We start from the raw sequence: 25,795 nt of genomic DNA, 5'->3' as shown, positions 1-25,795 counted from the left end.
AAAGCGTCATTGCGAGGAAAATTACGAAGTAATCTTAGGATATTTGACGAGATTGCCGCGTCGCCTACGGCTCCTCGCAATAACGATTAAATATCTAGCTCACTAATAATTTTATCCATTTTAACTAAAGCCTGTTCATAAATAAATTGAAATCTTTTTTCCGGCTTTTTACCCATTAAATCATCTACTATTTTATCAACATTTTGAAAATCTGCTAAAGTTACCTTTAAAAGCGATCTTTTTTCCGGATGCATAGTAGTTTCCTTTAATTGTGCAGGCATCATTTCACCGAGACCTTTAAACCTACCTACTTCAATTTTAGCTTTACTAGCTTTTAATAATTTATCCATTAACTTAGCTTTTTCCTCTTCATCGCCTGCATAATAAGTTTTATTAGACTGCGTTAAACGATAAAGCGGAGGCTTAGCTAGATATAAATGCCCCTCTTCTACCAATTTCGGCATTCGTAAAAAAAAGAAAGTCATTAATAACGAAGCTATATGAGCACCGTCAACATCTGCATCAGTCATAATAATTATTTTTTCGTAACGCAGATTTTCTTTTTTATAATTCTTTAAACTACCGCAGGCAAGAGCTATTTCTAAATCTTGTATTGCTTGATTATTAACGATTTTCTCAAGCGTAGAACTCGCAACATTTAGAACTTTACCCCATAGCGGTAATACTGCTTGCGTTTCTCTATTACGTGCTTGTTTTGCAGAGCCTCCTGCCGAATCACCTTCTACAATAAATAATTCCGTCCCTTCAGGTGAAGTGCGTGTGCAATCGGCAAGTTTACCGGGTAAACGTAATTTTTGAGTGGCATTTTTACGGGAAATATTTTTTTCGTTTTTCTTACTGATTCTAAACTCAGCAATGCTAATTACATGCTCAAGTAAATTAGTAGCTAAAGCTTTATCGCTACTAAGAAAATGGTCAAAATGATCTTTTATTATATTCTCGACCGGTTTACTTACACCGTTTGATACTAATTTTTCCTTAGTTTGTCCTTGAAAAGACGGCTCAGCTATAAAAATAGAAAGTACGACACTTGCGGTTTCTAAAATATCCTCAATAGTTAGATTAGCAGCTTTTTTATTCCCTATCATTTCACCATATGCTTTAAGCCCACGTAAAATAGCCGACTTAAGTCCTTGCTCATGTGTTCCTCCTTGAGGAGTCGGAACAGTATTACAATATGATTGAACAAATGCCGAGCTATCGTTATTTTGCCAACAAATCGCCCATTCAAGTTTTATCCTGTCCGACTTAGACTCTATATTACCTGCAAAAATTCCCGGAATAACTAAATTATCTAAAGTTATTTTTGAACTTAAATAATCTTTTAAACCGTTCGGGAAACTTATTAATGCCTTTTTAGGTATATCTGACTGTACTTCTACTTCACATGCCCATTCTATAGTAACACCGCGATATAAATAAGCTTTTGACCTTGCAAGCTCATAAATCTTTTTAGGATTAAAATGTAATTTTTCACTAAAAATTTCCGGATCGGGAGTGAAATTTATTGATGTACCTCTTAGCCTTTTAGATGCTTCTTCACATATTAAATCAGTTAATTTTTCTCCTTTAGAATAACTTTGGCTATATAATTTACCTTGTTTATAAACCTTTATTTCTAAATGTTTAGATAAAGCATTTACTACCGATATTCCAACACCATGCAATCCGCCTGCAGTATGATAAACATTATTTGAGAATTTACCTCCTGAATGAAGAGTAGTTAAAATTACTTCTAAAGCTGATTTGTCAGGAAATTTAGGATGATTATCAATAGGGATACCGCGACCGTTATCAAATATAGTAATACTATGATCATGATGCATTGTTATCGTGATGATACTTGCAAAGCCGGCAACTGCTTCATCCATAGCATTATCCAGCACCTCAGATACTAAATGATGCATAGCATTTGAATCAGTACCCCCGATATACATCCCCGGTCTTTTACGAACAGGCTCAAGCCCCTCTAATACTTCAATATCTTTTGCACTATAGTTATTATCGACTAGCTTATTTTTCTTTTCTTTGTTAAAGCTGAATAAATCGCTCATATATTAGAGATTTAATTAATTATTTTCTCTCCTAAATTAAACTATTTAACATAGAAAAGCAATTAAGCTTTAAAGAAATTGTTTGAAAATTCTACGTAATTGCGAGGCAAAACTGTAAGTTTTGACGAAGCAATCTCAGGATTTTATACTATTTTATGAGATTGCCACGCTCCTTACAGTCGCTTGCAATGACGATAAAAATAATCTTATCAATATCCCTTAGCTTTGATTAACATACAAGCTATGTTAGCGTTTCCTTGAGCTAATGCAATATCTAATGGATATTGGCACTCATCATTTAGAGTAGAAATTTTAATACCTCGTATGACCAAAAATTTTGCTAAATAGTAATTATCGTTATAAATAGCAGCAGTTAGTAATGTCTCACCGCTTCTACCTTTTTCTTGCAATATAGGATAAACGTCAAGTAACGCACGCAACCCAAAAAGATTGTTTCTATCCACTGCTCTAAAAGCATTCTCTACCGCACTACAATAAGATAGATTGGCATAAATATCTTTCTTTTTATTTATATCATTACCATATTTAATAAAACTCTCTACAACTTTTCTTCTTTCGGCACTTGCTATCCATTCTGCTTTCTTTTGGAACAGCTCTATATATGCATACATATCCATCTGCTCTAAAGTCGCCTGCTCTGTTAGTTTACCAAGAACTATATCATCATCAGGTAAAAATAACATTTGTGTTTCATCTTTAACAAATTTTGTTACCAACTCCGATGTTTCATTATTTACGTTATTATCTTGTTTTTGAATCGTGACATTTGGAGAGCTTACCGGAGGTGATTTCTCTTGATTATTTGTAGTTTGATTATTATTAATTTGTAAAGGCTGAAGTTGATTCAGCTTCACTACAACAACGGGTATAAGCGGCGTATTCCAATCTTGTTTTTTTGGGACATCTGAAACAGCTACAAATGTCTCTTGCGAGTTATTGAGTTCTGCTGAAGAATCGGTTGTAGGAATTACTTTAGACGGAGTAGTAACGGGTGTATTTGGGCTAGTCGGTGTTATAGGCTGTGTAGAAGGTTGATTTATAGGCATTACCGAAGGTGCAGGTACATTACGAGGTACTGCCGGAGGTACTGTTGTCGGCATAGTACTTGATGTATTATCTTGGGTTACCGGCGGGCTAACCACAGGCGGAGAAACAGCAGGTATATTAGTTATAGAGGGCAGTGCTGCGCTTTCTTCCTCTTTATTAGCATCAGGAGGGGGATTAAGCGGAATAGGCTTATGCACAGGCGGCAAATTGGTTGGTTTATATATTTGCACCGGTCGCTGCGGAGGCACTACATAACTTTCTGCTTGAGCCGGAGGCATAGATACTATCGGTCTCGGTACGTTAGGAATTATAATATTAGAAGCTAAATTTGTATCATTATGCTCATTAGAAGCAACTTGTGCTTCATGCATTTCATTACTTGTAACACTAGGTAACGTTGCACTACCAATATCTATAAAAGGTTCAGATGCCTCGGCTTCATTAGATTCCTGAATGTCATGAGAAGCTAAATTTACACTACTTTCATGACTGGGATTTGTATGAACGTTATCACTTGTAGCACTAGGCAATGCTGTATTACCGACATCTATAAACGGCTCAGCTTGTTCATTGTCATTAGGCTCTTGGGAAGCTAGCTTTGGTTCTTCTTGATGGGCTGCTTTAGTTTGTTCACTTGCTTGTTTAGGGGGTATATCTTTCTTTTTTGGTTTACTAAAAAATTGCTTAAATTTATCAAAAAAAGAAATATCGGCACTAGAGCGAACATCCTTATCTTTAGTATCTACTGCGGCAGCCGGTAATGATGGCGGTAAGGGCGGAGGTGAAGCATAACTTTGAACTATCACTAATAATAGATTTATAAAAAATAATATCTTACATAAGTTATTTAACATATAATGCCTTATTAAATAATTTATTTGATAGCAGGAGATTGTTCGATGTCATTCCTGCGAAAGCAGGAATCCAGGGTAAAGCGAGATAAATCGAGCTTTTAATATTAAAACTTACTGTGTATATACCTTTTAATTGCTGGATTCCCGCGTCCGCGGGAATGACATAAACAAGCCATACACCTCCCCCGCTTTTAGCTAGCAATGACATTCACTGCCCTACCTCTTACTATTCTGCACCAATTTCTTTATCTCAATCTCTACTAACTCTTTAACAAGTACAGGTAGATTTTTATCAAGCCAAGCTTTAAGTTCTGGTTTTAACATCTCAATTACTAATTCTTCAAGTGCATTTTTAGATGAGATATTATTATCCAGCTTTTTATCTTTAATAGTATCGGTAAAATTTTTAAAAATATCACCTACCTCTTCAGCAGATTTAGTTGATATTAACTTTTCTTCTTCATCTTGATTTACTATTTCCGTTAGCTCTAATACATCTTCATCTTCGCTATCATTTTCATGAATAGGATTTTTACGCTCGTTTATTACTCCTTTAATCGATTTTAATATGTCTTCTATCGACATATCTTGGTTCTTTTTATTGTCCTTACTCACGTTAGAAACCTATAAACATTTTCTTTTTAATAGTCTTAAACTCTTCTTCAGGACTAAAATATTTTACTTTAAGTTTTAAACTTTGAGCCGTTAGCTCGCCGGTTAACAATTTCATTTGATATGCCGCAAGTACTGAAGATTTATACGCATCCACACGAGTTATTTTTGCTTCGTATAATTTTTCTTCGGCAGTTAAAACATCTAATATTGTTTTAGATCCGACTATTTCCTCTTGCACAGTACCGTCATATGATATTTGAGCAGCATCCACTCCTTGATTAGCGGCAACAATACGAGATTTTGCTGCTTCAAATCCCTCCCACACGCTTACAACCCCTGCTTGGGTCTGCTTTATCACATTATCAAGCTGAACTGCACTATTTCTTGTTTGATTTTTAGCCGATCTGATTCTTGAATATTGAGCTCCGCCCTCAGGATAAATAGGGATATTTACCGAAAGAGTAGTAGTATAGCTTCTATTATTTATAGCATTTATATCACCTTGTGGATTGTAGTATGTTCTACCAGATTGCAGTTGCACACTTACTTGCGGTAATAATTTCCCTTTTTCTGCCATTTCTAAAGCTTTAGCCGCAGTTACATTATGCCTTGCCGAATCAATATCAGGATTGAGTTTAGCAGCTCTTCTAGTTAACTCATCTAATGAAGCAGGTAACATTTTAGGTAACTCAGGCATAGTTATATTAGTCGGCTCTATTCCAAATACTCTAATAAAATTTGCTTTTTTTCCTTGAAAATCGGCATAAGCAGCTAGTTTATTCGTTTCTGCTGCTGCAAGCCCCGCTCTTGCGGTTGCTATATCTACTTCCGTTGCTTCTCCAAGTCTTAATTTTTCCTCAACGGTGTTAACTTGTTGTATGTTAGTGCGAACTCTACTTTCGGAAATATCATATTTCGCTTTGCTCTCAAAACAATCAAGATACGCAGTTATTAAATTTAATAATATTTTTTGTTCACCGGCATAATATGCACCCCGTGCAGCTCTAAATCCTGCTTGAGCAGCTTTAAGAGCCGCAACGCTAGAACCACCATTAAATAGAGACTGTTGAATTGTTAATGCACCTTGATCACTATCTGTGTCCCTTGGAGTAAGACCAAGCCTATCAGCATATTTTTTATTATATTTAGTCTTATTATGTTGTCTATTAATCTGTAATCCGGCACTAGGCATAAACCCTGAAAAAGCTCGCGGAAACTGCTCCATCGAGTCTAAAAACTTAATTCTAGCAGCTTTCAGCTCCTCATTATTCTTATATCCTTCAGTTAAAGCTCCCTGCAAATCAACTGCTGCAACCGAACTAGTTAGTAATAATGTAACAATAAATGTAATTAATTTACGCATAAATTTCTTGAATCATTGATAATATGTTAGTTAGATTAGTTTAGTTTAATCTTTCAAGAATATACCTTATATCCTAATAAAACAATATAAATCTATTGTAGCACTGTTAGCACGTAATATAACAAAAATTAATATCAAGGGCAATGATAACTATTTTACATTTTATTTTACGGTTATAAAGCTTTAAGATTAATTAATATTTGATAACAAAATAAAATTTTATGTCTATAATTGATTTTTCTAGTTTCAGCGGATTAAATAAAGAATAACAAAGATTTTTAATAAAATTAAAAGGTTTTACCAAATCTTTGAAAATGAATGTAAAAGATTTAGAAGATCTTATTTTATATTTTACAAAATTCTTTAATGAATTATCTCACACTGAAAATATCGATGGAAAATAGAAAAACTTTTTAATAGGACAATCCAAGAATCTATAACTACTTTATCTGAAGCGCTTGAGAAAGCATATCAAGAACAGTTAAAAAACAAAAGATATATTTTTATTTGACAGGATTATTGTAGAAAAATGTTTAAATGTTTTAGAACACATTTTATTTCAGCAAGAATGAGATAAATTCTATCCTGGAGCTTCTAAAAAAATTATAGAATCATTAGACAATATATTAGTCGGGGTTATATCGACTCAAATACCGATGCTTGGAATATTTATACAAACAAGAGGAATACTTGAAAAAGTAAATAATCTTATTGACTCTGAAAAAATTATTGCCAAAAATAACAAAATTGCATAATGATATAAAAGAAATAAGGGAAGAAGCTACATCTCATGAGAAGCTTGAAAACATCTATGAAAAAGCCAAAAAAGTTGCTACAATTTCAGAAATATCAAAAGAACCGACTCGAAAAATTATTGAAATAGCAAATAAAAACCCTAATAACCAAGCTTCACTAGAGAATATTGTAAAAGCTACTAAAGCTATACCAAAAAGCAAAGATGAAGTAGAAGAAAAAATAACAGAACTAAAAAGTAATATTGAAAGTGCAATTCCACAAGATACAAATATTGACAAATTAAACTCTGTAAAGAATACTATTGCTGGTAATCTAAATGAAGCTAAAACAGAATTATTAAAAGTATTACATCCGGAAGCTTCTTGTAGCGAAAAGATAGAATCCTTATGTAAAGCAGCAGAAAAAGCTACGAAAATTGCAAGCAACATAAAAAAATAGTAGGAGTAACACCAGGAAGTCAAGAACTCGGAAATGTTATAAGTCTCATAATAAAAACTAACTTATTACCGCCTCCGGTCTTAGCAATTGCAAAGCTCACTCCTGATATAGCTAACTTAGTTAATATAGGTAAAGCAGTGGTTACTATACTTTCTAAAACACACAACTTAACTCAACAACAAGGAAGAGCAAAATAGTGTCTAATTCTAATACTCATATTTTAATTGCCATAGGTTGCTTATTAGCATTATTATTAATATTTTTAATGTATAAGAAAATAGCAGCACGTAAAAAAAATATATTACCTGCTGAAAGAGGTAATATTGATGATTCGCCAAATGTGGCCCTTAATAGTCAAAAACCAGAAAATCAAAAGCTGACATTACAAGAAAGAATAGAACTATCTTGGAAATTCCTTTATAATATCACGGAAGTTATTTTAAATAAATTCTCTAAAGAAGATGTTATTCAAGTGAATAAATGCGGTCAAGTTTTATTTGAAAATGGCGTTAGATATGAACATGTAGTCGATCTTGCAATTCCTCAAGTTAAGTCTCATACTCAAACAGTTGAACAAGAACAATCTAAAGGAAAAAAAGCCTTAGGGGTATAACTCTTTTCTTTGAAAAGTAGTATTTTATACTTTTCTTTAAAGCATGTTTAAAATCAATTATGTTTTTTATCCTTTACTTATATACTAATATAACTATTTAGGAGTAAACTCCAATTAAGTTAGATTATAAAAGGCAGCATTCTTAGCTAAATAGGTAAATTTTATTTAAACTATGTCTAATATATATCTTGTTACTATATCGTTTAATAAAAGTAAGCAATTCTTATTATTGGCATTTACTTTGTAGTTTTATCGGTTCTTTATACCAAAACGGTAATATATTAAATAATGGAGAATTTTTAGTCTTACAAAAAATAAATTGGTTTTTTATGCAGTAATTCCTAATAAAGATGCTTTGCATGCTTCACATTTAAGCTATCATGCATTGAAAGATAAAGATGAATTAGAGCAATTGGGCGTAATAATTAGTTATAAAATAACAGCAGACTATGTTAGTGAAACACCTATTGATATCGAAAAAAATATTGAAAATGCAAAATTTCTCTATTTATATCCTATTGCATAGTCAAAAGCTTATGAAGAGCAACTTATATTACGTACAGATGAGGGGAGATATCTACCTTTATATACAATAAATGATAAAGACCGATATCTCGGAGGAACAATTACTTCTTGGCAAAATGATTATGCGGCGGCTTACAGCTTATGGCTTTCAAGCTATAAACATTAGAACCTTTAATGGAAAAACAATTAGCAGAATTAGATAGTGATATTTCTATAAAAGGAAGAAAAATGAGTAAGCGAATACAAAAATGTTTAAAAAAGAAAGTTTTTTATCCTATAGCAGCACCGGTATCAGGAAACTCCTATGCACGTTCTAATTATTCAAATTGTCCATCTTGTAAAAAAGATTGGCAATTCAAAAACAACATTTCCTGAAATATTTGATTATAAATGTAATAAATGCCTTTTATTAGGTTATGAACTTCATAGTTAGCTTTTTGTTGCCTAGAGATACCTTACATATTCTTAATATAACGCCGGTTTAAACAAATCCGTTAACTTGATACTCCCAGAGTTCCTTAAAAGTGCCGTCTTCTACGATCTTGCCTTTATCCATAACAATAATTCTATCCATATGCTTGATAGTAGATAATCTGTGGGCTATAGCAATTATTGTGACATTCTCAATATCAAGCATGGTATTAATAGATTTTTGTACTTCTTGCTCTGTATGGCTATCAAGGCTTGAAGTTGCTTCATCTAAAACCAAAATCGGAGCGTTTTTAAGAATAACACGGACAATTGCTATACGTTGCCTCTGTCCACCACTTAGCTTTACTCCTCTCTCACCGACAATGGTGTTATATTTTTCCGGTAAACTTTCGATAAATTCATGGATATTTGCAGCTTTGGCGGCATTTTCTATTGCCCAAGGCAAAGCTTTTGCATATATCCGATATTCTTACCTACTGAGCGATGAAAAAGCATAATATCTTGAGGAATTAATGATATCTGCTCCCACAGGCTGTCAAAGGAAGTATCGTAAAGGCTTTGGTTATCGATTATAATATCGCAAATTCCGGCTTAAAATTTTTCAATCATAATGCAATTAAAGTGGATTTACCGCTACCTGAATTCCCGACAATACCCACTTTCTCACCGGCTTTAATATACAAATTAAGAGACTGGAATACACTACTCCCCTCTTTGCAAACGATATATCCTTAAATATAATTTCCCCTTTGAAGATTTTTAATGCAGCAGCATTTTTTATCTATAGTATCTTGTGGGATTTGCATGATTGTAAAGGCGGAGCGAAACGCTGCTATATCTTCTAAAAAGTCTTTAAGTTCCATAGTGGCATGCCACGAATTTTCAGTAACTAAAAAAGTAAGGGACATAATAAAAGCAATATCGCCGATACTAATTTCACCAAGATTACGTTAAATGAATTACATACACAAATACACCTATATACCCAATATACTAAACTGAGTATTATACAAATAATTAAATCATATTTGTAATATTTTTATTAGAGGGTTATGTACATTATGGTAATAATCATTTACTTTATTTAATTCTCGCTGCTTTGCTGCAAACGAAAAAATAGTAAAGATGTTTATAATACAATCAGCTACCAAGAATCTTGCTTATCTTGTTCCATTGTAGCAAGTTTAGTAAAAAACTGTAAAGCAAGCGGTAAGTCAATAGCCATAAAGGTACTAATGACAACAAATACTTTAATATTAGTAAGACCCAGTGCAACACCGGAAAGCAAGGTAATTAATAACGGTTTGCTTAATTGATACTCGATTGCTTGGTACATTTTATAATAATTATCACCTAGCCCCGTACCTTCCAACGATAGAACCGGAAAGGTTATTTTGAAAATAAGTATACGGCACATTAAAACAGTGATTACATATTTTATGCATCATGCCTTGAAAGATATGAGGCATTGCTTTAAGTTGTGCAAAGTTATGAGCACGCCAAGCACCATCAAGTATAGCTTGTGCTGCTACAAACCATATTATCGGTTTATAACTTCGAGCAAATATAATCTTTTCATTTTGGGTAAATAAATCAAGCAAAAGCTTTACGGCATAATTATATATAATAGGATGAAAGCCACTTGCAATAGGCCCAAGCATCATAACAAAATACCAATATTTATACGGCTTTATAACAGACCATAAAAAAGAAACAGGATAAGTTTTGATTTTCATAAGTTGAGAAATGTATGTTATTCTTAGATAAAAGCGGCCTTATTACATGGCCCGTTTCATATCATACCTGCGTGTCCTTGTTGCATGACTCTTATGTCATTCCCGCAAAAGCGGGAATCCAGTACCTTAAAGCTTTATTTGAAAAGTAAAATTTATAAATCTTGGTCTAACCTTAAGTTGTCACCCATGTGCGATCAACGGAATGACATTATTGTAGATAATCTATTAATATATTAGTATCAAAGGTAGCTTTCATTTGTTCCACTCATTACATAATTTAGTCTGATATTCTACACTATCTAGATTTTTATCTTTCCAGAGTCCAAAAGCGTTTTCAAATGCCTTATTATTGTGATCATTACTAGCAATGTAACTAGTTAAAGCTTGCCCAATAATTTTATCTCTTGATATTTTTTTCTTGGATATTTTATCTAGAATTTTAATTTGCGAATCAGCTATATTAATAATAGTTCTCACATAATCTCCTTAGGATTTTTTCCTAATTAGGATATCATATCCCTATGATACGTATTATTATCTTATATCATCCTTTAGATTTAAAATCTACAAATATTTCTCATTCTCTTCTTTAACCACAGCTATTAACTGCTCAACCGATAATACTTCTTGGTCAGTAGTTCCGAGCCTTCTAATCGCTACTTGTTTATTTTCTTGCTCTTGTTTACCAATTACTGCAATCATCGGTATTTTTTGATTAGAAAACTCACGAATCTTATAGTTAATTTTATCAGGTGAAATATTAAAATCCGTTCTTACCCCGTTATCAATTAAAGCTTTCTGCACTTCCAAAGCGTAATCGTTCAAATCGCTGGTAATAGTTGCAATAGCAACCTGCACTGGTGCAAGCCAAAGCGGAAACCTACCTGCATATTCTTCGATCAATATACCAATAAAACGCTCAAGTGAGCCAAGGATCGCTCTATGTAGCATTACGGGTCTTTTTTTCTCTCCGCTTGCTGCAACATAGCTAGCGTCTAACCGCTCCGGCAAAACAAAATCCATCTGAAGCGTACCGCATTGCCATTGCCGCCCTATCGCATCGGTTAATACAAACTCAAGCTTCGGACCGTAAAATGCCCCCTCGCCCGGGTTTAGTGTATAATTAAACCCTGCTTGTTCTACTGCTTCTTTTAAAGCATTCTCAGCCTTATCCCAAACTTCATTGCTCCCTGCTCTGATTTCAGGACGATCAGAGAATTTTACCTTTATATCAGTAAAGCCGAAATCCTTATAAACTTCAGTCAGTAATTTACAAAAACTAACCGTTTCATCGGTAATTTGTTCCGCAGCACAAAATATATGTGCATCGTCTTGCACTAAACTCCGCACTCTCATTAAACCGTGCAATGCACCGGATGCCTCATTACGATGGCACAAACCAAACTCCGACATACGAAGAGGTAAATCACGATAACTCTTGATACCTTGTTTGAAAATCTGCACGTGGCAAGGGCAGTTCATCGGCTTCAAAGCTAATGTCTTGTCGTCTGTTTCTAACGCAAACATATCATCACGAAACTTTTCCCAATGTCCTGAAGCCTCCCAAAGGCTTTTATCGACCAAAACAGGAGTCTTAACTTCGGTATAACCGTTTTTACGAATCTTTTTCCTAATATACTGCTCAATGGTATTATATATACTCCAGCCTTTATCATGCCAAAATACCATTCCTTGAGCTTCTTCTTGGAAGTGGAATAAATCAAGCTCACGCCCAAGCTTTCTATGATCACGCTTTTCGGCTTCTTCAAGCATCAAGAGGTAACTATCTAGCTGCTCCTTCGTGGCCCAAGCAGTGCCGTATATACGCTGCAACATCTCATTACGACTATCACCTCGCCAATACGCTCCTGCAACTTTCATCAACTTAAAATGCTTAACAACCCCTGTAGAAGGAGCATGCGGACCTCGGCATAGATCAATAAAATTACCTTGCCTGTATAAAGTAATTGGCTCACCTGCCGGAATTGAAGCAATAATTTCGGCTTTATAATGCTCTCCTATCGATTTAAAAAACTCTACGGCTTTATCCCTATCCCATAGCTCTCTTGTTACTTGCTCGTTCTTTTGTGAAAGTTCTTGCATTTTAGCTTCTATAACGGCTAAATCATCAGTGGTAAAAGGTTTATCACGAGCAAAATCGTAATAATAACCGTTTTCAATTGCAGGACCAATCGTTACCTGAGTTTCAGGGAATAGTTCCTTTACTGCTTCTGCTGTTAAATGTGCCGCATCGTGCCTTATTATCTCGAGACATTCAGGATCTTGCGCAGTTAAAATACGAAGCTTGCAATCATTGTCAATTACGATACTTAAGTCTTGAAGCTCACCGTTTATTTCAGCAACCATTGCTGCTTTAGCAAGTGACATTGAAATTGCATTTGCTACTTCATAGGCGGTAATGTTTTTTGCAAATTGTTTTATACTCCCATCGGGAAAGGAAATATTAATCATTCTTTTATAACTTATTTTTTCTTCAAATTTTTTACTTGTAGACCTTATCTCGTAGCTCTTATGTCATTCCTGCTTTTGCAGGAATGACACTTAGACTACTTGCTTTCTTGATCTATCATAGCCATGGCATTTATAAATTCTAATACTCTTGCATCACTAAGGATCTGATCAATAGCTTTATCGTTAAAGGTTAGTCCGGCGTCTTTACTTTTTACATCCACTACTAAAGATTCACCGTCTTTTAATTCAGAATTTTTACTAAAAACTTCTATTGCCCTAAAGCCATATTGCTTTATTACTGAAGATTGTTTTCCTAGATTTAAAGCAAATTCCTTAGAATCTTTTATTTTATTAAGCACCGGTACAATAGCATTATTAGTATAATGCACAAAATTATTTATAACCACACTCGGATCCGATAATTTTATTACGCTTTCTAGATTCAGAGGATTATCTATAGTAGGCATATCAATATCAATAGCAAAATTAAAATCATCCATTACAAGATTAGTGTTACCGGATAATTTTTTTGCTTCAGGATCAAACTGACCTTTTAAATTAAATTCGGAATTATTTATTTTTGCAAAAACACCCATTACTCTTTCCCCATCTTCTTGAGTAATAGGGCTAGTTAGTTTAAAAATTTTATCTAACTCAGCTCTTTTGTTTAAACCATTACTAAAGTAGCTTCCTAAAGCTTCAGCTGCCGTTTTTTGGTATGTTTCAGAAGGTTCTATAGTAGATTTAATATTTAAAGCAAAATCAAAAATTTTATCTTTTTCTATATTTAATTTATATAAATTACTTTCTACTTTTCCTTTTCTTTCAATATCACAAGCAACTAAAAACGGCTTACCTTTTACTAATTCTCCTAACATCTGCATAAAAATAACAGCATGCATATTCTCATCTTGCCTTTGATCTAGAGAAACATTTTGAATTAATAATTTCCCAAGAGCTACTAACTCATCACTATATTTTAGTTTTAATTTGGAATTGTAAGAAATAGGTAAATTCAATATATCTAACTTTGTCAAACCATACTCAAAGAAAGCAGTATCAGAGTCATTAGCTATTTGATCTCTCAAAAATTCAAAAATTTTATCATATAAATTTCTTCTGTAATTTTCAGAAATAAAAGAAACAGTACTTTTTCCATCCAAAATTAACAAATTAAGGTTATCCGATGTCTTAGTATTAGTAATTACAGAATTACTAATATCACTCTCTGCTAATTTTTCTGCATCTAGAGAACTATAAAGAGTTGATTTATTGTCACTCAAGCTTAATGTCCAATAATCAGGCTCTCTATTAAACAAAGATTTTCTAAACCAAATTGTTGTATGATGATCAGGTGAGTAAAAAATATTTTTTTCATCTTGAGCGGTAGTAATTTTTACATTATTTCCGTAAGAATCAATTTTTGTAATATTCAAAAACGGTATATGTCTAATAACTATTTCATCAAAATAAAAATCTATAGGTTTTAACATTACTTTATTTAAAGTAACACTAAATCCATATTTATTAACTTTTATTGCATCATAAGTTATATATTTTTCATATTTATCAAGAATAGAGATAATATTTTCTTTACTTTGATGTTCAAATTTATAGGCAGCATATCCCCACCCTACTAGGATTAGAGCTATAAAGCTTATTATAATAAATCGTATTTTCATCTTTTTTACTGTAAAAAATTATTAAAAATCAGAAATGTTGTTCCTGTGTAGACACCTAATCGTCATTGCGAGCAGCAGTAGGCTGCGTGGCAATCTCATCAAATATCCTGAGATTGCTTCGTCCATTACTTCGTAATTTTCCTCGCAATGACGAAAAACTAAACTTTGTAATAAAACCTTAAACAGTCCAAAATAGTATATATCGCTTAAAAAATACATTTATTTTTCTTTTAAACGATCAGCTATTAGCTGATATGATTCAAAAACCTTATTTGGTTCTTTTTCAAGCAATTCAAATCCCAATTTTTCATTACTGTTAATATGCCATAATCTACAATTATCCGGACTAATTTCATCAGTTAACATAATGATAGATTCTTCACCGTTAAACACACGCCCAAATTCTAATTTACACTCAACAAGCCGAATCCCGACACCAATAAATAAGCCGCTTAGAAAATCATATATACGCAAAGCCTGCTCTTTTACCGCTTTAATTTCATCCCTAGTTAACCAACCGAAATTTAATATTTGATACTCATTAACTATCGGATATTTAAATTCACGACTTCGGACCTTAAAATCAATAATAGGTTTATCAAATACATACCCTTCATCAATTCCGAATTCTTTTACAAATCTACTGCACGCTACTGATGATATTATTACTTGTATCGGGAAAACCTCAACATATTGAATTAATTGCTCCCTCATATTTATTTTTTCGATAAAATGATTTTCAATGCCGATCATTTCCAGTTTATCCATTAGAAAGGAAGAAATATTATTATTAAGTACTCCTTTACCTGATATATCAACAATCTCACCTGTTTCTAAAATAGCCTTATCGGAAAAAGCCATTATAAGTAAAAAATCTTCTTCGGCAGAATATAAAATTTTACTTGAACCTTCATATAATTTTTTTTTCATTTATTTGTCTCAAAATTCATTTTCCTCGTCATTGCGAGAAAATTACGCAGTAATTGACGAAGCAATCTCAGGAGCTTGTTATTATTTCATGAGATTGCTACGCAGCCTACGGCCGCTCGCAATGACGACTCTGGTATCCACACAAGCATATCATTAAAATCCCTGAAGATCATTCGGACCGATAATTGCCGACGTAGTAGTACCACTAAATATTTTATTTGCCGTATTAATAATATCATCAGCTTTTATGCTCATGATAATTTCCATAATCTCTTCAGGAGAAATATATTGACCGAAAACAGAATAATTTTTACCTATTTCTTCTGACTTATAGGTATTTTTCTCTTGAGCCATTTGTAAATTACTACGTAGTTGTGTTTTAGCTCTAAGAATCTCTTCTGTGCTTACTTGTTCAGTCATTTTTATTATTTCGTTTTTAATCTCTTTATATAATAATTCTAATTTATCATGTGCAGTGGATGCATAAATTGTAAACACTCCACTATCAAAATAAGCACTATTATAACTACCTACTGCATATGCTAAACCTAATTTCTCACGAATACTTTGAAATAAACGCGATGACATACCGCCACCGAATATTATAGAAAGTAGATGGGTTTGGTAAAGCTTTTCTAAATTAATATATGATGTACCTTCAAACCCTAGCACTAAACTAGTTTGCTCTAACTCCTTATTAATAAAGCCGTTTCCGCCTATATATTTTGCCGGAATAAAGCTACTTTTTACTCCTTGCTTCAAAGAAGAAAATAACTGTTCCGCTATAATTACTATTTTATCATGATCAATATTACCGGCAATTGATAAATAGAGATTTGCAGCATTATAATATTTATCTATAAAATTAAAAAAATGTTCTTTCGTAAAAGTTGCAAGGGTTTTAGCAGTACCTAAGATTGACTTACCCAACGGTTGTTCTCTATAAACTTTATTATAAAATTTCTCATATACTAGGTCATCTGGATTATCCTGATGATGAGCAATTTCCTGCATGATCACCTGATATTCCTTAGCTATTTCCTCATCAGAAAAAATAGAATTTTGAATTATATCGGCAAGTATATTAAGTGCTTTATCACAATTTTCAGACAAGACTCGTGCATAATATACCGTATTCTCATGACCGGTATAGGCATTAAAATGTCCGCCTATAGCGTCAAACGCTTCCGCTATCTGTTTTGCCGTTCTAGTTTTTGTACCTTTAAAAGCCATATGCTCAAGAAAGTGAGATATGCCATCCTCTTCTGCATTCTCATAACGTGCTCCAACTTTAGCAATTAAATTTATTGCTACCGAATTAACATAAGGCATATTATATGTTAAAATTGTCAAACCGTTTTTTAATTTACTAACATTAAAATTTTCTTTCATAATTTATCTTTTATTTTCTAAATCGTCATTGCGCGGAGATGCATAGCATCGACGTGGCAATCTCAGGAATTTTATATTACTTCATGAAATTGCCACGCTCCTTATAGTCGCTCGCAATGACGTTTTTTGATTTAAGCGATGACTCTCTTAACTTCGTAAGCCTTAGAAATCTTGCAAAAGCAAAAATTATTGAATCTACAAAACCGTCAACACCAAATACAAAATAGCGTCTGATAAAAAACGCTTTAAAAAACCACCATATCATTTCTGTTGTTAAACGAAAATTTGAAAGCTTTTTTCCTTGCTTAACTAAATCTTTTGCTTGCTCGTTAGAATAAAAATTTGCTTTAGTGACCAACTGCTCAATTGAAGTACCAGAATAATGATAAGCAGCTTCATTTAATAGATAAATTTTACCTGCAAAATCAACATCTTTATTAAATATTACCGAATCATGAGTAGTACTATTTACGGTATTTGCAAAGCTTGCAAATTTTTTATTATACAACCGAGTACATTTATTAAATGGAGCAAACATTCGTGGCTTTTGATCATTACGATGCATTATTAACAGCTTTATTTGATAAGCTAAATAACGATCTTGATTATGAGAGGCAAAAATATACTCTATTTCGTCTTGTAACTCTTTAGACAACTCCTCATCGGCATCAATATTAAGAACCCAATCATTTACGCAAAGGCTTTCGGCAAAAGATTTCTGTCCTACATAACCAAGCCACGGTTTTATTACTACCTTTGCTCCTAATTTTTCAGCTATTGCTACCGTATCATCAGTACTTTCACTATCGACTACTATCACCTCATCAGTAATATTTTTTACGCTATTTATAGCTCGTGCTACCCTTGTGGATTCATTTTTGGTAATAATAAATGCTGAGATTTTTTCAGTTAATGACTTATTCATAATACGTATACATTCTAAGAATTTTTACAACTTTTTCTTGTTTATAAACTTCATAAACCAACCTATGTTGAATATTAATTCTTCTTGAATAGCAACCGCTAAAGTCACCAACGAGCTTTTCATATGGAGGGTAAATTTTCCAAGGATCAGTACTAACTATGTTTAATAAAACTTCTACTTTATTCTTTAAACCGGCTTGCACTATTTTCTTAGCATCTTTTTGTACTTGTATAGTATAACGAATTATATACATTTATAAAAAATTACCAATTTAATTTATCGCTACACTTCGCTATAGGCTCTGCTCGTCCTTCAATTATAGACTTACGCATATTTGGAATAGATAATAAATATAAAGTTTCTTCCATATTACGATAATCTTCTTCTGAAATTATAACTACATTATTTCTTTTACCTTTAATATAAACAGGTTTGTGTACATCAGAAACATAATCTATAAGTTTATAAAGCTTACTTCTTGCTTCGCTTGTATTATATATTTCCATTATTTTTTCCTTATAGTTAGTGAGACTTAATATTAATAACGTACTATAAACAGTACGTTTTGTCAAGGTTATATTCCTACTATCACCCTAAACACCAGCTTAACTACATAAGTTAAAAGTAATGTGGATAATAATCCGCTAAGCCATAGGATAATAAACCATTGCCACCCTTTGAGACAAGAGGTTATTTTTTTAAATTTTTTAATATATCGGATGATGAGATGATTTGCCACGAAATATATAATAACAATAGAATGTGTAGCCAAGTATGACAGGTAGGAATATCCCAGCCCCTATCAACAGTAAAGACTGTGACTCCGGTGCTGCTGCAGCAGTTTCAAGCGTAACTTTATAAGGAACGATATATGGCCATATGCTTATCGCAAGCCCTAAATATCCTAATAAAAATAACAAGATCGTATAAATAAACGGCTTTACTTCTTTTTTCTGCTTAACGGCTTTAATTAACTTGATAAATATTAAAGCAGTTACAATAGGTACAATAGATAAATAGTAAAGATTAGGTACACTAAACCAACGATGATTTATGTGGTTATTTAAGAAAGGAACCCATAAGCTTACAAGCCCCATAAAAAGTGCAACGTAAAATAAAATATATAAAGCAGATTTATAAGCCCAATCTTGTGTTGTCTTTTCTGTTTTCAGAATAAGCCAAGTAGCACCCAAGAGTGCATAACCGAATATTAATGCTATCCCCGTCATAACGGAAAAGGGAGTAAGAAAATCAAAGCTCCCTCCTGCAAATTCTCGTCCTTCTATCTCTATTCCTTGGACAAACGTACCAAGCATTAAACCTTGACAAAAAACAGTAATCATAGAACCGAAATGAAAAGCGTAGTCCCAAATATAACGATGACCTATATGAGCCTTAAAACGGAATTCAAAAGCTACACCACGAAATATTAGACCGAGTAACATCAATATAATAGGAATATATAAAGCCGGCATTAATAGCGAATACGCCAACGGGAAAGCCGCAAATAAACCACCGCCGCCAAGTACTAACCAAGTTTCGTTACCGTCCCAAAAAGGAGCAATAGAATTGATCATTTTATGACGGCAATCATCGGTAGGTGCAAACGGAAATAAGATTCCTACTCCTAAATCAAAACCGTCTAATAAAACATATAAACAAATAGCGGTAGCTATAAGCCCACCCCAAACAAGCGGTAAATCTATATAAGGTGCAAAATTTAACATAAGCTTATTACTTTTCTAATAATGGGTTATTCAAACCACTCTCTCCGTACATTTCTTTATTATCTATCACTTCTATACCTTTCTTTATCAAATGCATTATATAATATATACCCGCTCCGAAAATGATCACATACACTACTATAAAAGCAATTAGAGAAATAAATACATATTTGCCGAGTACCGGTGATACCGTATCCACGGTTTTTAAAATATTATATACTATATAAGGTTGTCTACCTACCTCGGTTACGAACCAACCGGCAAGTACTGCAATAAAACCTGAAGGTGACATTAATATATACCAATATTGAAACCAATGCGTAGTATATAATCTTTTCTTCAAGTAAAGATATAACCCCACAATACCTATAAATACCATTAAGCAACCGATTCCTACCATAATACGAAAGCTAAAAAATACTACTGCAACCGGCGGACGCTCTTCTTTTGTCCATTCTTTTAATCCTTTCACTTCACCATCTAAACTATGCGTTAAGATTAAACTACTAGCATAAGGTATTTCTACAGCATATTTTGTTTTTTCTTCTTCCCCATCAGGAAAGCCGATAAGATTAAAAGCTGCTCCTTTGTCTGTATTCCAAATACCTTCCATAGCCGAGACCTTGACCGGCTGATATTTAAGAGTATTTAAACCATGCAGATCACCAATAACTATTTGAATAGGTGCAACGATTAACGCCATTAACACCGCCATAAAAAGCATAATTTTAGCATGCTCTTTATAACGATTATTTAGTAAATAAAAGCTAGCTACACCACCGATAACAAAAGAAGTAGTTAAATAAGCCGCCATAATCATATGGAAAAAGCGATATGGGAAAGAAGGGTTAAAGATAATTTCTAGCCAATTTAAAGGATAAAAGAATCCTTCGCCTCGCAGTTCAAAACCAGCAGGCGTATGCATCCAGCTACTAGCTGCAAGTATCCAAAAAGCTGAGATTACAGTACCAACGGCAACTATTAACGTAGAAATAAAATGTACTTTTTTACTGACTTTATTAAAGCCGAATAACATTATACCTAAAAAAGAAGATTCGAGGAAAAAAGCAGTAAATACTTCAAAACCGAGAAGCGGACCAAGGACATTTCCAACCTTATCTGAAAAATTCGACCAGTTAGTACCGAATTGATAAGACATTACAACACCCGAAACTACTCCCATACCGAAAGTAACGGCAAAAATCTTCACCCAAAATTTGTATATTTCTTGATAAACCGGCTTTTTTGTTTTCAACCATAACCCTTCAATTACCGCTAAAAAGCTTGCAAGCCCTATAGTAAAAGCAGGGAATATTATATGAAAACTTATGGTAAAAGCAAATTGAATCCTTGATAATAATCCTTGATCAAATTCCATATTTAAGCTGCTGTTTTAAGATAATAAGCTTTGTGACAATAACAATATACTCCCAGTGTAATAACGTATACTTAATACGTGAGTACCACAGTACTTATAGGACGACGACGTAGCCAATTTTTCAAATTAAGCGAGTATACAGTATTTGATTTAATCATCCACCTTTGCTATTATTAAATTCTATCTGATTAGTTTTAACAAATTTTCCTTTTTCGGAGTTCCAATTATAATGAACATTTACTATTCTTACTTCTGTAACATTAATATCACCATTGGGCAATTGCGTTACATCATACCCTTTTCGGATAGAATCCGTAATTAATAAACTTGCTTGACAAATATATTTTACATCAAAGAACGGAGAATCGTCTTCCTTAGACTTTTCTTGTTCTTCTAAAAAATTATTAGATAATTCTTTTTCTTGCATTTCTAATGATGTTGAAGTTATTTTCTGAATTTTGTAGCATTATTTAAGGTAAGAAGCAAGGCTTGTTTATTATTTTTCCAAAGATTTAATATTTTTAGGTATATTTTAAAATAATTAAATTAAATATGCTCCAAAATAACACGAATTAATATATTATTTTAAAATCGAGGTACATTATCGTGATAAAATACCCTACTTTATCTAAATCAACATTTAGCTTAAGTATTTATTTTTTAAAATTCGATAAAGTTAAAATGACTTTATTGACTGTAATTTGTATTTTACTCGGTATGATTCCGGCGATTGATAGTATATTACTTCAGAAAATCATTGATTTAATAGAATCTTTCAGCGATAAGAACGCTAATAATCTTTTATCTTCCATGATTTACTGGGCAGTATTTTATGCTCTTTGGTGGGAGAGTATTAATATAGCATATCGTTCATATGATTATTTGTATCTCAAGACTATGCCCATAATAAAAGGGAAAATACTAAATGAACTTTATAATTATACCCAATATCATAGCCATAAATTCTTTCAGGATAATCTAGCAGGACATATTAGCAATCGTATTACCGAAACTGCAAGATCGTTTGAGATGATTATTTCAATATTCGGTGAAAAAATTCTTCGTAAACTCGCTATTATTGTATTTGCATTAATTGCTTTACATTCGGTACATTACGTTTTTGCTACGATATTTATTTTATGGATTACGGTTTTTTTAGGACTTAGTGTTCTTTTCTCCGATAAAATCAATAAATACTCATTAAATTATGCTAGAAGCCAATCTTTTGTTGCCGGTAGTATCGTAGATGCAATTAGCAACATTAATGCGGTTAGAATGTTTACAGCCCATAAATTTGAACGTCAACATCTCGAAACAAGAGTAGAAAATGCCGTAGCCGATGAGCAGACTATGCAATTCTTTATGTTCAAATTGCGTTATGCTCTTGGGACTTCTTGTTCAATAATGATTTTTATAATGATTTATTATTTATCTAAACTTCGTAGCGAATTATCTATAAGCATAGGTGATTGCGTATTAGTACTAACATTATGTATAAATGTAGCAGACGATATTTGGGATTTAACGCAAGAAATCGGTGATATGTTCGAGCAGGTCGGGGCATTTAATCAAGGCTTATCTTTAATGGCACCGCATATTATAACTGATATTGCAAACGCTACTCCATTAGATATAAAAGAAGGGGTTATTGAATTTAGAAATGTTACATTTAATTATCATCATAATAACAAGCTATTTTATAATAAATCGGTATTAATACCGAGTAAACAAAAAGTAGGACTAGTTGGATTTTCAGGTTCAGGAAAAACCACTTTTATTAGTTTAGTCACGAGGTTACATGATATAGAAGAAGGAATGATTTTAATAGATAATCAAAATATTAAAAACGTAACTCAAGATTCTTTAAGAAAAGCCATTAGCCTTATACCTCAAGAACCGGTGCTTTTTCATCGTACCATTTTGGACAATATCAGATACGGGAAAAAAGAAGCTACTCTTGAGGAGGTTATAGAAGCAGCAAAAGCTGCACATATTCATGATGTTATCGATAATCTACCGGACGGTTACGATACTATGTGCGGTGAACGGGGGAATAACTTATCAGGCGGTCAGCGTCAAAGAATTATCATAGCAAGAGCCATCTTAAAAAATGCTCCTATTTTAATTCTCGATGAAGCAACAAGTAGCTTAGATAGCGAGACGGAAAGCCTGATTCAAGAGTCAATGGATTATTTAATGCAAAATAAAACCGTGATAGTCATTGCCCACAGATTATCTACTTTACTCAATATGGATAGAATTTTAGTTTTTGAAAAGGGAAGTATAATCGATGACGGTAACCATGCAGAATTACTAAAAAATAGTAAGCTATATCAAAAATTATGGAACTCTCAAGTTAAAGGGTTAATAGTGTGAGGAGGTATTACCCATGTTTTATGTCATTCCTGCGAAAGCAGGAATGACATAAAACCAGCCTCAACCTTTAAACTAAATCATTATGAGCCACTATGTCTCCTGTTGCTTCAACTTGCAGTAGTCCGCACTCTGTCATCGCTTTTATTGCACTCTTAGGTAATTCTATCTTATCTGTAGCGTTACTATCAATAATATCTTCAATTTTTAAAATGCATAAAAACTCTAAAGGCGGTATCAATTTAGCTATCTTTCCTACTAATTCTATTAATGGTTGTTTTATAGAATCATTCTTAGAAACATCTTTTACAACCGGTAATATTGCTGCTTTCCATTGAACAAACGCAGCTAAATCTTTCTTGTCAATAGCCTTAATCTTCTTGTAATCATTCTTACGCAATGTGGATTCAAGCGTTAAAAGAGCTTTCAGAGGTTCATAAATTGCTTCCTTGTCACGGACCATTTGACCGTCAGGATCGAGTATATCCGATTAGCACCATATTGTAACAATACTTTTACCATATCTGTACTCTGCTTACTATCATTAAGCTCTCTAGTTAGGTCTACTAAACTTTTAAATGCGGTTTTTCATATTAGCACCATAAGCGAGCAATTTAGTTACCATGGCTATATTTAGGTATAGGACGTACATATTTCTAAATAAGTCATATTGTCACCTGTTACGTAATTAGGATCCGCACCATTTTCAATTAGAAATGTTGCCATATCAAAATGTTGAGCTGTTAGGGCAGTGTGAAAAACGGTACCGCTGTTGTGGTCAAGGATTATATTTGCACCTTTTGCAAGTAGAAGCCTTACTATCCCTTTCTGATTATTATGACACGCAAAATATCAAAAAGATTTAGCCTCACCTTCCAATGTATATACTTCTGTATTTGGATCTTCAATCAAAGCTTTGAATTCTTTGACAAAACTTTCTCTAAAAAATTCATATCTTTTTATTTTATATATATTATTAAATCCCATATTTTCTTCTATATCTTTACTGCTTAATATCTCATGAAATTTATTTCTAATTATATCATCGATTATCAAGTATTTCCCTTAATGATTCAATTGATAGTATTTTGTATCGTACAGAAAAAAATCATTTTATCAACAAATAGTTTATTTATTAGTAAGCAATCAATAAACTAAAATATTATATTAAATATTGTCATATGCTGTTATAATCACTTTTTTAGCTACTAATATTTAAACAATGAAACTATCTGATTTTGACTTTGATTTACCAAGCGAACTGATCGCACAATATCCATCTAGTGAACGTGATAACTCAGATTTACTAATTGCTGTTACGCCGCCTATTAAAACCAAATTCTACAACATAATAGATTACTTAAAAGAAGGGGACTTATTAGTCTTTAATAATAGTAAGGTAATAAAAGCAAAGTTAAATTTGGGGAAAAATATTACAATAAATTTGAATCAAAAATTATCAGATGATAATTGGTCGGCTTTTGCTAAACCAGCTCGAAAGCTTCATGTAAATGATGAATTTTATTTTGATAATCATAAGGTAATTATTACCGAAAAACTTGCAATGGGTGAGATTAAAGTAAAATTTGAGCTTAATGATATTTCTGTATTCGAGTTCTTAAATAAATACGGTGAGATGCCGCTACCGGTTTATATTAGGCGTTCACACTCATTATGTCATCCCGTGGCTACGACCACGGGATCCAAAACATATTTAAATAATGACTGGATACCGTGGTCAAACCACGGGATGACAAACACTCAAAACGACAACGACCGCTATCAAACTGTCTATAGCCAAATAGAAGGTTCAGTTGCAGCACCGACAGCAGGCTTGCATTTTACAAAGGATATACTTGATAAGCTTAAGGCAGAAGGCATACAAGCCACATTTTTAACATTACATGTGGGAGCTGGAACTTTTTTACCTGTAAAAACCGAAAATATTCATGAACATAAAATGCATACCGAATATTGCTCTATTACTCCTGACACTGCTGAAATTATCAATAAAGCAAAGCAAGAAGGGAAACGTATTATCGCAGTCGGCACTACAACACTTAGAACACTTGAGAGTTCTTGCAATAACGGCATCGTAAAAGCAGGTAGCTTTAAAACCGATATTTTCATAACCCCAGGTTTTAAATTTCAAACAGCCGATATGCTACTTACTAATTTCCATTTTCCTAAATCTACTTTATTTATGCTTATATGTGCTTTTGCCGGATTTAAAGAGATGCATGAATTATATAAATATGCTATAAAAGAAGCAATGCGTTTTTTTAGCTACGGCGATGCAACGCTTTTATGTAGGAAATGATAATCACAACCGTCATTGCGAGCAACTAAAAGGAGCGTGCCAATCTAGCAAAAATAACAAAAAATGCTAAAGGTTAGCATTTTTCACTGGATCCCGTGGTCAAACCACGGGATGACGGAGG

General features: G+C 33.0%; 29 protein-coding genes. 6 read left to right on the top strand and 23 right to left on the bottom strand.

Annotated elements, in window-relative coordinates:
- Window positions 1-86: 86 nt before the first annotated feature.
- The 5 genes from parE to RC_RS01555 form a co-directional block, all read right to left on the bottom strand.
- Window positions 87-2,075: a DNA topoisomerase IV subunit B gene (gene parE / locus RC_RS01575; protein WP_010976968.1), complete on the bottom strand. Its 1,989-nt coding sequence runs from the start codon at window positions 2,073-2,075 to the stop codon at window positions 87-89.
- Between the two features lie 209 nt (window positions 2,076-2,284).
- A complete protein-coding gene (locus RC_RS01570) occupies window positions 2,285-3,997 on the bottom strand; it encodes an ankyrin repeat domain-containing protein (protein WP_010976967.1) in 1,713 nt (570 codons plus the stop codon).
- Window positions 3,987-4,205, bottom strand: a complete 219-nt coding sequence (locus tag RC_RS10120; RefSeq protein WP_016830671.1) for a hypothetical protein — start codon at window positions 4,203-4,205, stop codon at window positions 3,987-3,989. The genes RC_RS01570 and RC_RS10120 overlap by 11 nt, the downstream gene beginning before the upstream one ends.
- An 8-nt stretch (window positions 4,206-4,213) precedes the next feature.
- Window positions 4,214-4,612, bottom strand: coding sequence for a DUF2497 domain-containing protein (locus RC_RS01560; RefSeq protein WP_010976966.1), 399 nt, complete (start codon window positions 4,610-4,612; stop codon window positions 4,214-4,216).
- Between the two features lies 1 nt (window position 4,613).
- Window positions 4,614-5,975 carry a TolC family protein gene (locus RC_RS01555; RefSeq protein ID WP_010976965.1) on the bottom strand — a complete coding sequence of 454 codons (1,362 nt, stop codon included), beginning with the start codon at window positions 5,973-5,975 and terminating at the stop codon, window positions 4,614-4,616.
- A 711-nt stretch (window positions 5,976-6,686) separates the two neighbouring features.
- On the opposite strand from RC_RS01555, the gene RC_RS01550 reads away from it, so the two are divergent.
- From RC_RS01550 to RC_RS10110, 4 genes are all read left to right on the top strand, one after another.
- Window positions 6,687-7,169, top strand: a complete 483-nt coding sequence (locus tag RC_RS01550; protein ID WP_010976964.1) for a hypothetical protein — start codon at window positions 6,687-6,689, stop codon at window positions 7,167-7,169.
- Window positions 7,170-7,365: 196 nt separating this feature from the next.
- Entirely contained in the window at window positions 7,366-7,782 is a 417-nt protein-coding gene (locus RC_RS01545; protein ID WP_010976963.1) for a DUF2660 domain-containing protein, read from the top strand.
- 319 nt (window positions 7,783-8,101) lie between these two features.
- Window positions 8,102-8,308, top strand: coding sequence for a hypothetical protein (locus RC_RS10115; protein WP_010976962.1), 207 nt, complete (start codon window positions 8,102-8,104; stop codon window positions 8,306-8,308).
- 173 nt (window positions 8,309-8,481) lie between these two features.
- Window positions 8,482-8,682 (top strand): DUF2310 family Zn-ribbon-containing protein, encoded by a 201-nt coding sequence (locus RC_RS10110; RefSeq protein ID WP_010976961.1) that lies wholly within the window; start codon window positions 8,482-8,484, stop codon window positions 8,680-8,682.
- 106 nt (window positions 8,683-8,788) lie between these two features.
- On the opposite strand, the gene RC_RS01530 is transcribed toward RC_RS10110, so the two are convergent.
- From RC_RS01530 to RC_RS01465, 15 genes are all read right to left on the bottom strand, one after another.
- Complete coding sequence (locus tag RC_RS01530) at window positions 8,789-9,184, bottom strand: ATP-binding cassette domain-containing protein (protein WP_010976960.1); 396 nt, start codon at window positions 9,182-9,184, stop codon at window positions 8,789-8,791.
- A gap of 160 nt (window positions 9,185-9,344) precedes the next feature.
- Window positions 9,345-9,398, bottom strand: coding sequence for a hypothetical protein (locus RC_RS10105; protein WP_233417461.1), 54 nt, complete (start codon window positions 9,396-9,398; stop codon window positions 9,345-9,347).
- Window positions 9,399-9,883: 485 nt separating this feature from the next.
- Entirely contained in the window at window positions 9,884-10,075 is a 192-nt protein-coding gene (locus tag RC_RS10100; RefSeq protein WP_016830664.1) for a hypothetical protein, read from the bottom strand.
- Window positions 10,076-10,088: 13 nt separating this feature from the next.
- Window positions 10,089-10,475 carry an ABC transporter ATP-binding protein gene (locus tag RC_RS10095; RefSeq protein ID WP_010976957.1) on the bottom strand — a complete coding sequence of 129 codons (387 nt, stop codon included), beginning with the start codon at window positions 10,473-10,475 and terminating at the stop codon, window positions 10,089-10,091.
- Window positions 10,476-10,727: 252 nt separating this feature from the next.
- Window positions 10,728-10,952 (bottom strand): hypothetical protein, encoded by a 225-nt coding sequence (locus tag RC_RS01515; protein WP_010976956.1) that lies wholly within the window; start codon window positions 10,950-10,952, stop codon window positions 10,728-10,730.
- Between the two features lie 87 nt (window positions 10,953-11,039).
- Complete coding sequence (gene thrS / locus RC_RS01510) at window positions 11,040-12,947, bottom strand: threonine--tRNA ligase (protein WP_010976955.1); 1,908 nt, start codon at window positions 12,945-12,947, stop codon at window positions 11,040-11,042.
- Between the two features lie 95 nt (window positions 12,948-13,042).
- On the bottom strand, window positions 13,043-14,629 hold the full coding sequence (locus tag RC_RS01505) for a hypothetical protein (RefSeq protein WP_010976954.1): 1,587 nt from the start codon (window positions 14,627-14,629) through the stop codon (window positions 13,043-13,045).
- Between the two features lie 219 nt (window positions 14,630-14,848).
- Window positions 14,849-15,559, bottom strand: coding sequence for a phosphoribosylaminoimidazolesuccinocarboxamide synthase (locus RC_RS01500; RefSeq protein ID WP_004996420.1), 711 nt, complete (start codon window positions 15,557-15,559; stop codon window positions 14,849-14,851).
- Between the two features lie 153 nt (window positions 15,560-15,712).
- Window positions 15,713-16,951, bottom strand: a complete 1,239-nt coding sequence (locus RC_RS01495; RefSeq protein WP_010976953.1) for a M16 family metallopeptidase — start codon at window positions 16,949-16,951, stop codon at window positions 15,713-15,715.
- 76 nt (window positions 16,952-17,027) lie between these two features.
- Window positions 17,028-17,876, bottom strand: a complete 849-nt coding sequence (locus RC_RS01490) for a glycosyltransferase family 2 protein (protein ID WP_010976952.1) — start codon at window positions 17,874-17,876, stop codon at window positions 17,028-17,030.
- Complete coding sequence (locus RC_RS01485) at window positions 17,869-18,129, bottom strand: Txe/YoeB family addiction module toxin (protein WP_010976951.1); 261 nt, start codon at window positions 18,127-18,129, stop codon at window positions 17,869-17,871. Before RC_RS01485 ends, RC_RS01490 begins: the two co-directional genes overlap by 8 nt.
- 10 nt (window positions 18,130-18,139) lie before the next feature.
- A complete protein-coding gene (locus tag RC_RS01480; protein WP_016830662.1) occupies window positions 18,140-18,382 on the bottom strand; it encodes a type II toxin-antitoxin system Phd/YefM family antitoxin in 243 nt (80 codons plus the stop codon).
- A 201-nt stretch (window positions 18,383-18,583) separates the two neighbouring features.
- Window positions 18,584-19,603: a cytochrome d ubiquinol oxidase subunit II gene (cydB, locus tag RC_RS01475; RefSeq protein ID WP_010976949.1), complete on the bottom strand. Its 1,020-nt coding sequence runs from the start codon at window positions 19,601-19,603 to the stop codon at window positions 18,584-18,586.
- A 7-nt stretch (window positions 19,604-19,610) separates the two neighbouring features.
- Entirely contained in the window at window positions 19,611-20,981 is a 1,371-nt protein-coding gene (locus tag RC_RS01470) for a cytochrome ubiquinol oxidase subunit I (RefSeq protein ID WP_010976948.1), read from the bottom strand.
- A 154-nt stretch (window positions 20,982-21,135) separates the two neighbouring features.
- Entirely contained in the window at window positions 21,136-21,408 is a 273-nt protein-coding gene (locus RC_RS01465; protein ID WP_010976947.1) for a DUF2671 domain-containing protein, read from the bottom strand.
- Between the two features lie 179 nt (window positions 21,409-21,587).
- Here RC_RS01465 and RC_RS01460 point away from each other — a divergent pair, with 179 nt between their 5' ends.
- Entirely contained in the window at window positions 21,588-23,357 is a 1,770-nt protein-coding gene (locus RC_RS01460; RefSeq protein WP_010976946.1) for an ABC transporter ATP-binding protein, read from the top strand.
- Between the two features lie 67 nt (window positions 23,358-23,424).
- Here the strand turns inward: RC_RS01460 and RC_RS10090 are convergent, their stop codons facing one another.
- The 3 genes from RC_RS10090 to RC_RS10080 all read right to left on the bottom strand — a co-directional run bounded on the left by RC_RS10090 (window position 23,425) and on the right by RC_RS10080 (window position 24,410).
- Window positions 23,425-23,817, bottom strand: a complete 393-nt coding sequence (locus RC_RS10090; RefSeq protein ID WP_010976945.1) for a hypothetical protein — start codon at window positions 23,815-23,817, stop codon at window positions 23,425-23,427.
- Between the two features lie 170 nt (window positions 23,818-23,987).
- Window positions 23,988-24,176, bottom strand: coding sequence for an ankyrin repeat domain-containing protein (locus tag RC_RS10085; protein WP_317133659.1), 189 nt, complete (start codon window positions 24,174-24,176; stop codon window positions 23,988-23,990).
- Window positions 24,177-24,206: 30 nt separating this feature from the next.
- The gene (locus RC_RS10080; RefSeq protein ID WP_010976944.1) at window positions 24,207-24,410 is read right to left on the bottom strand and encodes a hypothetical protein; all 204 of its coding nucleotides are present in this window, start codon (window positions 24,408-24,410) and stop codon (window positions 24,207-24,209) included.
- 166 nt (window positions 24,411-24,576) lie between these two features.
- On the opposite strand from RC_RS10080, the gene queA reads away from it, so the two are divergent.
- Complete coding sequence (gene queA / locus RC_RS01445) at window positions 24,577-25,674, top strand: tRNA preQ1(34) S-adenosylmethionine ribosyltransferase-isomerase QueA (RefSeq protein ID WP_010976943.1); 1,098 nt, start codon at window positions 24,577-24,579, stop codon at window positions 25,672-25,674.
- The last annotated feature ends 121 nt before the right edge of the window (window positions 25,675-25,795 follow it).

It is taken from the genome of Rickettsia conorii str. Malish 7 (genome assembly GCF_000007025.1).
Lineage (GTDB): Bacteria > Pseudomonadota > Alphaproteobacteria > Rickettsiales > Rickettsiaceae > Rickettsia > Rickettsia rickettsii.
This window is presented reverse-complemented; position numbering and strand designations above follow the sequence as displayed.

Excerpts from the sequence above, each read along its gene's own strand:
- RC_RS01465 (WP_010976947.1), bottom strand. The coding sequence starts at position 21,408 with ATGCAAGAAAAAGAATTATCTAATAATTTTTTAGAAGAACAAGAAAAG.
- RC_RS01490 (WP_010976952.1), bottom strand. The coding sequence starts at position 17,876 with ATGAATAAGTCATTAACTGAAAAAATCTCAGCATTTATTATTACCAAA.
- RC_RS01570 (WP_010976967.1), bottom strand. The coding sequence starts at position 3,997 with ATGTTAAATAACTTATGTAAGATATTATTTTTTATAAATCTATTATTA.
- RC_RS01480 (WP_016830662.1), bottom strand. The coding sequence starts at position 18,382 with ATGGAAATATATAATACAAGCGAAGCAAGAAGTAAGCTTTATAAACTT.
- RC_RS10100 (WP_016830664.1), bottom strand. The coding sequence starts at position 10,075 with ATGTACCAAGCAATCGAGTATCAATTAAGCAAACCGTTATTAATTACC.
- RC_RS01505 (WP_010976954.1), bottom strand. The coding sequence starts at position 14,629 with ATGAAAATACGATTTATTATAATAAGCTTTATAGCTCTAATCCTAGTA.
- RC_RS10090 (WP_010976945.1), bottom strand. The coding sequence starts at position 23,817 with ATGGTCCGTGACAAGGAAGCAATTTATGAACCTCTGAAAGCTCTTTTA.
- cydB (WP_010976949.1), bottom strand. The coding sequence starts at position 19,603 with ATGTTAAATTTTGCACCTTATATAGATTTACCGCTTGTTTGGGGTGGG.
- RC_RS01500 (WP_004996420.1), bottom strand. The coding sequence starts at position 15,559 with ATGAAAAAAAAATTATATGAAGGTTCAAGTAAAATTTTATATTCTGCC.
- RC_RS01470 (WP_010976948.1), bottom strand. The coding sequence starts at position 20,981 with ATGGAATTTGATCAAGGATTATTATCAAGGATTCAATTTGCTTTTACC.
- RC_RS10095 (WP_010976957.1), bottom strand. The coding sequence starts at position 10,475 with ATGAAAATCAAAACTTATCCTGTTTCTTTTTTATGGTCTGTTATAAAG.
- RC_RS10120 (WP_016830671.1), bottom strand. The coding sequence starts at position 4,205 with ATGTCATTGCTAGCTAAAAGCGGGGGAGGTGTATGGCTTGTTTATGTC.
- RC_RS10110 (WP_010976961.1), top strand. The coding sequence starts at position 8,482 with ATGGAAAAACAATTAGCAGAATTAGATAGTGATATTTCTATAAAAGGA.
- queA (WP_010976943.1), top strand. The coding sequence starts at position 24,577 with ATGAAACTATCTGATTTTGACTTTGATTTACCAAGCGAACTGATCGCA.
- RC_RS01485 (WP_010976951.1), bottom strand. The coding sequence starts at position 18,129 with ATGTATATAATTCGTTATACTATACAAGTACAAAAAGATGCTAAGAAA.
- thrS (WP_010976955.1), bottom strand. The coding sequence starts at position 12,947 with ATGATTAATATTTCCTTTCCCGATGGGAGTATAAAACAATTTGCAAAA.
- RC_RS01555 (WP_010976965.1), bottom strand. The coding sequence starts at position 5,975 with ATGCGTAAATTAATTACATTTATTGTTACATTATTACTAACTAGTTCG.
- parE (WP_010976968.1), bottom strand. The coding sequence starts at position 2,075 with ATGAGCGATTTATTCAGCTTTAACAAAGAAAAGAAAAATAAGCTAGTC.
- RC_RS01495 (WP_010976953.1), bottom strand. The coding sequence starts at position 16,951 with ATGAAAGAAAATTTTAATGTTAGTAAATTAAAAAACGGTTTGACAATT.